Genomic DNA, 8,885 nt, shown 5'->3' with positions numbered 1-8,885 from the left:
GTTTTTCTGGGGTGGTGGCGTTGCCTGGGGTGGGGGCGTCCGGGGGGGGGGTGGCCCCCTCGAGCGGCTTGGTCAGGCTGAGTTGACCGGCGCCTTACCCGTGTCGGGATCGGTGGGCAGGCTCTGCAGCTGCTCGAAGGTCAGGTATCCGACGCCGCTCATGGTCATCGCGTTCTTGTGGGACGGGTCGGGCTCACCCGTCGAGGACAGCGCGATGGACTTCCGGCTGGCGTCAGGTCCTCCCTCCCGAGTTTCCGCCAGGGCCCGGCAACCTTCTCCGCGTCCGGCGCGAAGGCCAGCGCGTCCAGCAGACGCCAGTACAGGTGGTCAGCCGGGTCATCGCTGAGCGTTCCACCGGCTGCGATGGAGTGGTCCGCCAACCGCATGCCGACACTCACACCGTGCAGCAGAGCAAGCGCAGTGGAGCAGGGGGCCACGTCCAGGTCAGTGGGTCCCCAGGAGGCTTCGACCCAGTCCACGACACCGGTCATCACCAGGTCGGCTCCTTCCCCCGCGAAGAGCACGTTCCCGGGGTGGAAATCACGGTGCAGGAAGGAAGGCCGGTAGATCGGGGCCGGTCGGCGGATCACATCCACGGCACGGCGCCAGACCTCCGGCTGCTTCGAGCTCCCGGGAAGGCCCACCCGCTCTGGACTGGTCCACGCCTGACAAGCCCGCGGCCGGCGCTCCGTGAGTCAGGGCCCCTCAACGTTGCCTGTGTGGGCCCAGGTTGCGCAGCACCCTGCCGAGCTGGTCGGAAGTGAGGGCGGTCGCGGGCAGCGGGGGCGCGGCCGGGTTGGCGCGGAGGCCGTCGAGGAGCAGGGTGAGCGGGCGGAGCCAGGCGTCCTGGGCCACGGTGGTGAGCGCTGGTACGGCTCTGCCCAGTGCTGCCACGGTGAAGAGCAGGTCGTCGGTGGTGACGTCCGGACGGATGGTCCCCTGCTCCTGTCCGCGCCGGATCAGTTCGTCGATGGTTTCGCGGTTGTGGGCGTGGATGGCGTGCAGGGAGGTGACACCCTCCAGGTTCGTGGTCATGAGGTCATTGGTGCCGCGGTCCGCGGCCAGGCCCGCGAACACTGTGCGGAGGTACTGCGTCAGTCCCGCCCACGCGTCCTCGGCGGTGCGCGCCAGTTCGCCCGCCGCCGCGGTCTCGGTGAGCGCGTCCCGGAAGACTTCGTCGACGAGCGCGGCACGGGTCGGGAAGTGGCGGTAGAGGGTGGCGTTGCCCACGCCCGCCCGCCGGGCGATCACATCGAGCGGGGCGTCCAGGCCCTGTTCGGCGAAGACCTCGCGGGCCGTGTCCGCCAGCAACTTCCGGTTGCGCAGCGCGTCGCGGCGCCCTACCGGCGAACGGTCACTCATCACGTCTCCACGCTCCTCACCTCGAACCGGGGAGTGTTCCCCGGTACGGATGCTATCGTCGGCCGAGCTAACGGGGACTGGTCCCCGCTTTGCGTGCCGTGGGCGGCTTGTCCGCGGTCTTTCACGGGGAGGGGAAACATGCCTGATACCGCTCTCGTGCTCGGCGGCGGCGGACCGGTGGGCGGGGCCTGGTTGACCGGGGTGCTCGCCGGGCTCACCGAAGCCGGCATCGATCTCGGCAGCGCCGACCTCGTGATCGGCACCTCCGCCGGTGCCGTCTTCGGATCCCGGCTCCGGTCCGGTGTCCCTGCCGCGTACCTGTACGAGCGTCAACTCTCCGGAGCAGACGCGGTGCACCTGCCCGTGACAGCGCGTCAGACGGCGCGCTTCCTCTGGGCGGCACTCGGCTCCCGCGATCCCCAGCGGTCCATCGAACGCCTCGCCCGGGCAGCACTCCGCGCCCGGACCGGCCCGGAGTCGGACGTCTTCGACACGGTCGGTGCGCTCCTGGGCGACGTACGCGACTGGCCCGAGCCGGAGCTGCGGATCACTGCGGTCGACGCGCGGACCGGACGAGTCGAAGTGTTCGACGCACGCTCCGGAGTGCCGCTCCTCGAAGCAGTCGCGGCGAGTTGCGCCGTACCCATCGTGTGGCCGCCGGTCACCGTGGCAGGCCGGCGCTGGATGGACGGAGGTAGCCGTTCGACCGCCAACCTCCGGCTCGCACGCGGCTACCGCCGGGTACTGGCGATCGCGCCGCTCCCCCAGGCGGTCGGCCCGCATCCGAGCGCCTCGCGGCAGGCCGCGGAACTGTCCGACGACGGAGCACGTGTCGTCCTGCTGTCCCCGGACCGCGCCGCGCGCCGCACGATGGGCCGCAACATGGCGGACGACACCCGCCGGCCGGCCGCCGCCCGCGCGGGCCACACCCAGGCCAGCGCACTGGCCCCTTCGGTGGTTGACCTCTGGCAGGGGTGACTCGCGTCGAAGCGCACGTCCCGTCAAAGATCAGGCAGACGCAATACCCACCTACCCGGGGCTCAACTCTTCGGTCTTCCCAACTGCGCACCTGGTAAGGCGAGTTGAAGAGCTCGCGCCATGATGCCCCGTGTGGACTCGATGAATGACACGCCGGACCGGCCCCGATCCCGATCCCGATCCCGATCCCGATGGGGAGTCTTGACCCGGCCGGAATTTCGCCTGCTCTGGACAGGCGAGACCGTGAGTGGGTTGGGCAACAGCATCACCGTGGTCGCGCTGCCGCTGATCGCGGTCGAGGTGTTGGACGCCGGCTCCACCGCCGTCGGTCTGCTCGCCGCGGCGGTGTGGCTGCCCTGGCTGCTGGTGGGGCTGCCGGTAGGCGCATGGGTGGACCGGATGCGCAAACAGCCGCTGATGATCGCGTGCGATCTGACGGCAGGCACGGCGCTGGTGAGCATTCCACTGGCGGCGTGGCTCGACGCGCTCACCTTTCGGCACCTGGTCGTCGTCGCGCTGATCTGCGGCACCACGGCCGTGTGCTTCAACACCGCCTATCACTCGTACATCCGGATCGTGCTCGACGGCCGCGACCTCTTGGAGGGCAACGCCAAACTGCAGGGCAGCGAGGCCGCCACCCAGGTCGCCGGGCCGGGGGTGGCGGGGCTGCTCACCCAGACGCTCGGCGCGGTCACCGCGCTCGTGGCCGACGCGGTGACCTTCCTGGTGTCCGCTGTCTGCCTGAAGCGGATCAACGTGGTCGAGCCGAACCGCGCTACCGACGAGGAACGCGTCCCCCTGCGACGGCAGATCAGCGAGGGGCTCCGCTTCGTGGGCCGGGACCGGTACCTGCGGTCGATGGCCACTTGGGGCGCCGTGATCAACATGGCGCTGATGGGCTACCAGGCGGTCCAGGTCACCTTCCTGGTCCGTACTGTCGGGCTGCACCCCGCCATGGTCGGGCTGTTGTTGACCAGCGGCAGCACCGGCGGCGTGGTGGGCGCGCTCGTGGCCACTTGGGTCGGCCGACGGTTCGGCACCGCGCGCGGACTGCTTCTCGTGCAGGTCGCCACCGCGCCGTTCGCGCTGCTCCTGCCGATGACCACGGCAGGGCCTGGGCTACTGCTGTTCGCGATGGGCGCCTTCCTCGTCGGGATCGGCATTTCGGTGGCCAACATCGTGGTCGGCAGCTTCCGGCAGGCATACTGCCCGCCGCACATGCTCGGCCGGGTCGTGGCGACGGCCATGATGATCAACCACAGCACCATCCCGCTCGGGTCCCTGCTCGGCGGCGTGCTCGGCGACGCGGTCGGGTACCGGCCGGCCATGTGGATCATGACGGGGATCGTCGCGCCCAGCTGGCTCGTCCTCGCCGCGAGCCCGATACGCCGCGAGCGCGACCTTCCGCACACCCACGCGCCAGAACCAGTCCACTGAGCTGAAGGGTGGCGAGGGGCCGCCGGACGGTTGGTCCAGCTGCCGTAGGCTGTCGCCGCGCAGGATTCGCACGCCGGCGGTCGTCACCGATGGCGCGGGATACGGGTGGGCCCGGACCCGGGTGGTTCGGTGTAACTGAGGCCTTCCGTCGGCCAGTTGCGCGTGCCGTCCCCAGCCCGTCCGTCACCCCACGTCCCGCCGGATGAGCGCGTGCGCGATCGGCTCGCCACCGCGCTGCGCGTACGTCATCCGTTCACGCACCTCCCGCAGACTCCGAGGGCGATATCCGGGCCCGGCGCAGCAACTCTTGCGGAAGCGCACCCCGGCGTTCAGCAGCAGCGTCAGTGTTCGCCACGCCGCGACGTCCCGCCGCCGGGGCGCGGCGAACGCCGAACCTACGTGGATCAGCGGCTCCGCACAGCGGGGACAGGTCCGCCGCCGCGTGCTGTCGTAGGGCTGCTTGTAGCGGGCCCGGCAGGAGAGGCAGACGTACGACGTCTTCGCATGAGCCATGAGCTCGACCTCAGGGACTCATCGACGGCCGCGCCCAGATTTTTGTGCGCAGCCTCAACCCAGCACCCAGCGACGGCCATCGGCATTTCGGCCAACCCTGGCTGAGCACGGGTGTCCGCACCGCAAGGGTCCGTGCACCGCACACCTTCAGCCAACCGCTCAAAAACAGGCCGCACAGCCAGACCGAAAGACATGTGTTCCAAAGGCGGGCGGTGTCGTTGGACTGACGACACCGCCCGGACCCATCCCTGGAGGAGGCACGTTGACATCAGCCGGAACACCCACCGGTGCGGCGCAGCGTGCGCAGACGACGGCCAAGGACACCATCTCGGACGCGGAGCGCGAACTGTACGGCGGCCGCCTGCGCTACGACCAGTCCTACGTGCGGCACGCAGGCCCCCTGACCCGGCTCGGGTTCGGGCACATGGCCGCCGCCCTGCCTCGTATGATGGGGATGGTTCTGCGCACCGGTCGGCAAACGGACCCACATGCGCTGACGGGGGTCGTAGCGGCGCAACTCGGGCAGGGCGTGGCGGCCGGGTGGGGGCTGGTCGCGGTCAACAGGGTGCTCACCGAACTGTTCGCGGACGGTCCGACCGCGGACAAGCTCAGCGAGGCCCTGCCCTCGCTGACGGTGCTCGCGGTCACCGCGGTGGTGACGGCGCTCCTGGCCGCGTGGTCGACCGCCATGTCGGGCCGACTGGAACCCCAGGTGGAACGTGCGGTGTCCGCCCGGTACTACGCGGCCGTCACCGACGTCGAGGTGGAGGCGACCGAGCGACCGGAGGTGCAACGGGTCCTGGAAGCAGCGAAGTTCGGCACCGACTCGGCCCGCAGCATGCTCCGGCTGTCGGTCGGTGTGGGGAACGTGGTCATCGGCATGGCGGCGGCCGCCGTTGTCCTCGTGTCGCTGCACTGGCGCTGCTGCCCATGCTGCTGGCCATCGCCCTGCCCAAGGGATGGGGAGCCGTCCGCTCCGCGCGCCGCGACTACCTCTCCCGCCTGAACTGGGTCGACCACCGCCGGGCGATCTCCTCCCTGCTGGCCTACCTGACCCGCCCGCACGCCGCCGGGGAGATCCGTGTGCACGCGGCCGGCGCCAAGCTGCTCGCCAGCTACGAGGAGATGTCCCGGCAGACAGAAGCCGAGCAACGTCGCCTGGCCCGGGCGCAGGCGACAACGGACCTGATCACGGGTGGTTTCGCGGGCCTCGCGTCCCTGGGTTGCTACGGGCTGCTCTGGTGGCTGCTGGCCGCCGGGGGTTTGCCGCTCGCCGTCGGCGGGACCGCGGTGGTCGCCATCCGGTCCTCGACAGCGCGGTTGACCTCCCTGGTACAGCAGGTCAATCGGCTCTACGAAGAGCTGCTGTTCCTCACCGACACCGAGTACGCCATCGAGATCGCGGGCGAACACATGATCCCGCGTACCGGCGCGGCCCTTCCCGCACCCGTGCGGGCGGTGCGGACCGAAGACGTGACGTTCACCTACCCGGGAGCCGTCGCGCCCGCCTTGAACGGAGTGAGCGTGGAGCCGACGACCGCCCCCGGGACATGGACGGTGTCCGCCGGGCCGCCCGTGACGCACGGGTGCTCGACCTGATCGAGAACCTGCCGTCCGGCTGGCAGGGGGAGCCTCACCGCCACCCGCGGCGCCGCAAGCGCAGCATGGTCCCCGATCGGCTCGCGCCACGCGCCCCGGACCTCGTCCAACGCGACTTCCGTGCCGAGGAGTTGAATGAGAAGTGGTGCGGCGACATCACATACGTGCGGGTCCCGCACGAGTGATCACGTGCGTGACAGCGTTCGAGGCCATAGCATCACAACACGCTCAGTTATAGTTCCGGTGGCAGCGGGTATGGGCCCGGGCCCTTGAGGGTTCGGTGGATGGGCGTGGTCACTGTGTGCCGCAGTCCGGGCAGTCCGGACAGAGTCTGGGTCAGGTAGCAGTACAGGAGTTGCGCCGACTCCACCTGGATGCTCGCGTACAGGTTCGTCGCGCCGGTCACCGCCGCGGCGAAGGACACCTCGGGATGCGCCGCCAGGGCCTCGCCTGCCTCGGCCAGCCGCGCGGGGTCGATCTCCAGCCAGAGCGCGATCCTGAGCTTTCGGTGCAGGACGTCGGGGTGGTAGTCCACGTCGAAGTACAGCACGCCTTCGGCGCGTAGATCGTTGATGCGGCGGCGCACTGTGGACTCGGACAGCTTGGTGGCCGCGGCCAGTTCGCCCACCGGGGCCCTTCCGTCGCGGGCCAGCAGGTCGAGCAGTAGTCGGTCGCGGTCGTCCAGCACGACGGGTTCCGAGCCGGCTGTCCACCCCCCGTCCGTTGGCCGCGGGGTCAGTGCGGCGACCTGTGCGTCGGTCAGCGGTCCGCTCTTGTTGATGAAGCCGAGGTCCTGGCCGAAGAACACATGCAGGACGCAGTGCGCGGATACGTCGACCACTCGGGGGGTGCGGGGCAGCTGCTGCACCAGGAAGGGCTCCTCCAGGCCGGGCCCGCGGGCGCGAACCGCGGCCATCGTCTCCGTTCCCCCCGAGGTGAGGTTGACCCAGGTGGTGTCCGTGCGACGGGCCAGTGCCGAGCCGATGGAGGCGGATGCGTCCGGAGTGCACCGCACGCGCACGAACCATGACAGGTCTCCCAGCCGGAACGGGTCGGTCAGACCGAGCACGCGCAGTTTCCCGGTGGTGCGCAGGCGGGTAAAGCGGCGAGCCGCGGTCTGGTCGGAGACGCCCAGCACGGCTGCGATCTCGGTGAAGGAGGCGCGGCCGTTGAGCTGGAGGGCGTGCGCCAGGGCCAGGTCTTCATCGGTGAGGTGATGCCCCACACGGTCGGGACTGTCGAGATACGTCTTCACGACATCGATTCTAGGGAATACGTGCAAATCTGGCCGTGCGAGTCATCTGATCGCGTGCATGCCGTCAACAGTTGTCGAGGACCGAGGCTTCGGTCCGTTCCCCGATCCCTGAACGGAGATGACGACATGCGTAAGTGGGGACCGCTCATAGCGGTCTGTCTCGGCGCGGGCATCCTGCTGGTGGACGTCACCATCGTGAACGTGGCGCTGCCCAGCATGGCCCGTGACCTCGGCGCGTCCTTCGCGTCGCTGCAGTGGGTCATCGACGCCTACGCGCTAGCTCTGGCGGCGCTGCTGCTCGCTGCCGGCGCTTTCGCCGACCGCTATGGGCACCGGCGAGCCTATGTGGGCGGGCTCGCACTGTTCGCCGTGGCCTCGCTCGCGTGCGGCTTCGCTCCCGATGCCGGTGTGCTCATCGCAGCCCGGGCTGTGCAGGGCATCGGCGGAGCCGCCATGTTCGCCACCGCTCCCGCTCTGCTGCTCGCCTCTTACCAGGGGCGGGACCGCGGTACGGCCTTCGGGCTGTGGGGTGCGACCAACGGGGCCGCAGCGGCGGCGGGTCCGCTGCTCGGCGGCGTCCTGACGCAGCGCATCAGCTGGCCCGTAATCTTCTGGATCAACCTGCCCGTCGCGGTCGTAGCCATCGTTCTGACCCGGCGCTTCATGGCTGCCGACCGGCCGGCCGCGGTCGGCCGGAAGAACCGCATCGACCTCCCCGGGGCCGCGACCTTCAGCGTGGCCGCCGGCGCCCTCGTTTACGGACTCATCCGCGGGTCCGACGACGGCTGGGGCTCGCCTGGCACCCTTGTCTCCTACGCTGTCGCCGCGCTCGCCCTCGTGGCCTTCGTGGTGGTGGAACACCGCACGGCCCACCGCGGCGCAACCCCGATGCTGGACCTGGCGCTGCTGCGCAACGCCTCCTTCGCCGGGCTGTTGACCGGCGCGCTTCTCCTGCAGGCCAGCGCCTTCGGCTGCCTAGCGCTCGTGTCGCTGTGGCTGCAGTCCCTGGCCGGACTCGCTCCCATCGGGGCGGGACTCGCTCTGACCCCGCTCGCGGCCGCGTCGTTCCTCGTCTCGGCTGTGACCGGCCGGCACATCCAGCGGCTCTCCCCGCGCCTGCCCATCGGGCTGGGTCTGCTGCTGGTGGCGGCGGGCATGCTCCTGCTGCGCGCCGGTATGTCGGAGGGCGCGAGCGCGACGTCGCTCACCTGGGGTCTGGTCGTCACCGGTCTCGGGGTGGGCCTGGCCACGCCCGTCCTTGTCTCCGCCGCCACCTCCGCCGTGCCGCGGCAGCGCGCCGGCATGGCGGGCGGAGCCATCAACACGGCGCGCCAACTGGGCATGACCCTGGCCATCGCGGTCCTCGGCGCCGTCTTCGCGAGCAATGCCGCCACCACGCTGACAGACGGCGAGCTGCCGCACGCCGCCGACGCCGCCGACGCCCTGGCCTCGGGCCAAGCGAAAGAGGTGATCGCCTCCGCACCGGCCGGGCACCGCGAGGCGGCGGCGGACCTCGCCCACCAGGCTTTCGCCGCTGGTCTTGACCGCGTCTTCCTCCTCTCGGCCCTGGCCGCGGCCGTCGGCGCCGTGGCCGTACTGCTCCTGGTCCGTACGGCACCCGGCTCCGGCCGTACCTCCGAGGCCGCAGGCAAGGTATCCACCCCTGCGCGGACGTGACGCCAACGCCGGGACCGGCGGGAACGAGGGCGCGGCCCACGGCTCCGGAACTGGTGGGGGACAG

General features: G+C 70.6%; 9 protein-coding genes and 1 pseudogene. 6 read left to right on the top strand and 4 right to left on the bottom strand.

Annotated features, from left to right (window positions below; genetic code table 11):
- Positions 1-164: 164 nt before the first annotated feature.
- Positions 165-683: pseudogene (locus ABZT12_RS33565) on the bottom strand (phosphotransferase); the annotation flags it as partial.
- Between the two features lie 22 nt (positions 684-705).
- Positions 706-1,362: a TetR family transcriptional regulator gene (locus ABZT12_RS33560; RefSeq protein ID WP_356391659.1), complete on the bottom strand. Its 657-nt coding sequence runs from the start codon at positions 1,360-1,362 to the stop codon at positions 706-708.
- A 138-nt stretch (positions 1,363-1,500) separates the two neighbouring features.
- On the opposite strand from ABZT12_RS33560, the gene ABZT12_RS33555 reads away from it, so the two are divergent.
- On the top strand, positions 1,501-2,340 hold the full coding sequence (locus tag ABZT12_RS33555; RefSeq protein WP_356391656.1) for a patatin-like phospholipase family protein: 840 nt from the start codon (positions 1,501-1,503) through the stop codon (positions 2,338-2,340).
- A 123-nt stretch (positions 2,341-2,463) separates the two neighbouring features.
- Positions 2,464-3,777, top strand: coding sequence for an MFS transporter (locus tag ABZT12_RS33550; RefSeq protein ID WP_356391672.1), 1,314 nt, complete (start codon positions 2,464-2,466; stop codon positions 3,775-3,777).
- Between the two features lie 183 nt (positions 3,778-3,960).
- On the opposite strand, the gene ABZT12_RS33545 is transcribed toward ABZT12_RS33550, so the two are convergent.
- The gene (locus ABZT12_RS33545; protein WP_356391653.1) at positions 3,961-4,290 is read right to left on the bottom strand and encodes a deoxyxylulose-5-phosphate synthase; all 330 of its coding nucleotides are present in this window, start codon (positions 4,288-4,290) and stop codon (positions 3,961-3,963) included.
- Positions 4,291-4,552: 262 nt separating this feature from the next.
- Between ABZT12_RS33545 and ABZT12_RS33540 the strand changes: the two genes are divergently transcribed.
- The 3 genes from ABZT12_RS33540 to ABZT12_RS33530 are packed head-to-tail and all read left to right on the top strand — an operon-like array spanning position 4,553 to position 6,074.
- Positions 4,553-5,296: a hypothetical protein gene (locus tag ABZT12_RS33540; protein WP_356391650.1), complete on the top strand. Its 744-nt coding sequence runs from the start codon at positions 4,553-4,555 to the stop codon at positions 5,294-5,296.
- Positions 5,221-5,889: a hypothetical protein gene (locus ABZT12_RS33535; protein ID WP_356391647.1), complete on the top strand. Its 669-nt coding sequence runs from the start codon at positions 5,221-5,223 to the stop codon at positions 5,887-5,889. The genes ABZT12_RS33540 and ABZT12_RS33535 overlap by 76 nt, the downstream gene beginning before the upstream one ends.
- Positions 5,877-6,074, top strand: a complete 198-nt coding sequence (locus ABZT12_RS33530) for a hypothetical protein (RefSeq protein ID WP_356391644.1) — start codon at positions 5,877-5,879, stop codon at positions 6,072-6,074. Before ABZT12_RS33535 ends, ABZT12_RS33530 begins: the two co-directional genes overlap by 13 nt.
- Before the next feature lie 47 nt (positions 6,075-6,121).
- Here the strand turns inward: ABZT12_RS33530 and ABZT12_RS33525 are convergent, their stop codons facing one another.
- Positions 6,122-7,144, bottom strand: a complete 1,023-nt coding sequence (locus ABZT12_RS33525) for an Lrp/AsnC family transcriptional regulator (RefSeq protein ID WP_356391642.1) — start codon at positions 7,142-7,144, stop codon at positions 6,122-6,124.
- A gap of 126 nt (positions 7,145-7,270) precedes the next feature.
- Between ABZT12_RS33525 and ABZT12_RS33520 the strand changes: the two genes are divergently transcribed.
- A complete protein-coding gene (locus tag ABZT12_RS33520) occupies positions 7,271-8,821 on the top strand; it encodes an MFS transporter (protein WP_356391639.1) in 1,551 nt (516 codons plus the stop codon).
- Positions 8,822-8,885 lie beyond the last annotated feature (64 nt).

This window comes from Streptomyces sp. NPDC005423 (assembly GCF_040606415.1).
Classification (GTDB): Bacteria; Actinomycetota; Actinomycetes; order Streptomycetales; family Streptomycetaceae; genus Streptomyces.
The sequence above is the reverse complement of the archived record's forward strand: the minus strand, read 5'-3'. Positions and strand labels throughout refer to the sequence as shown.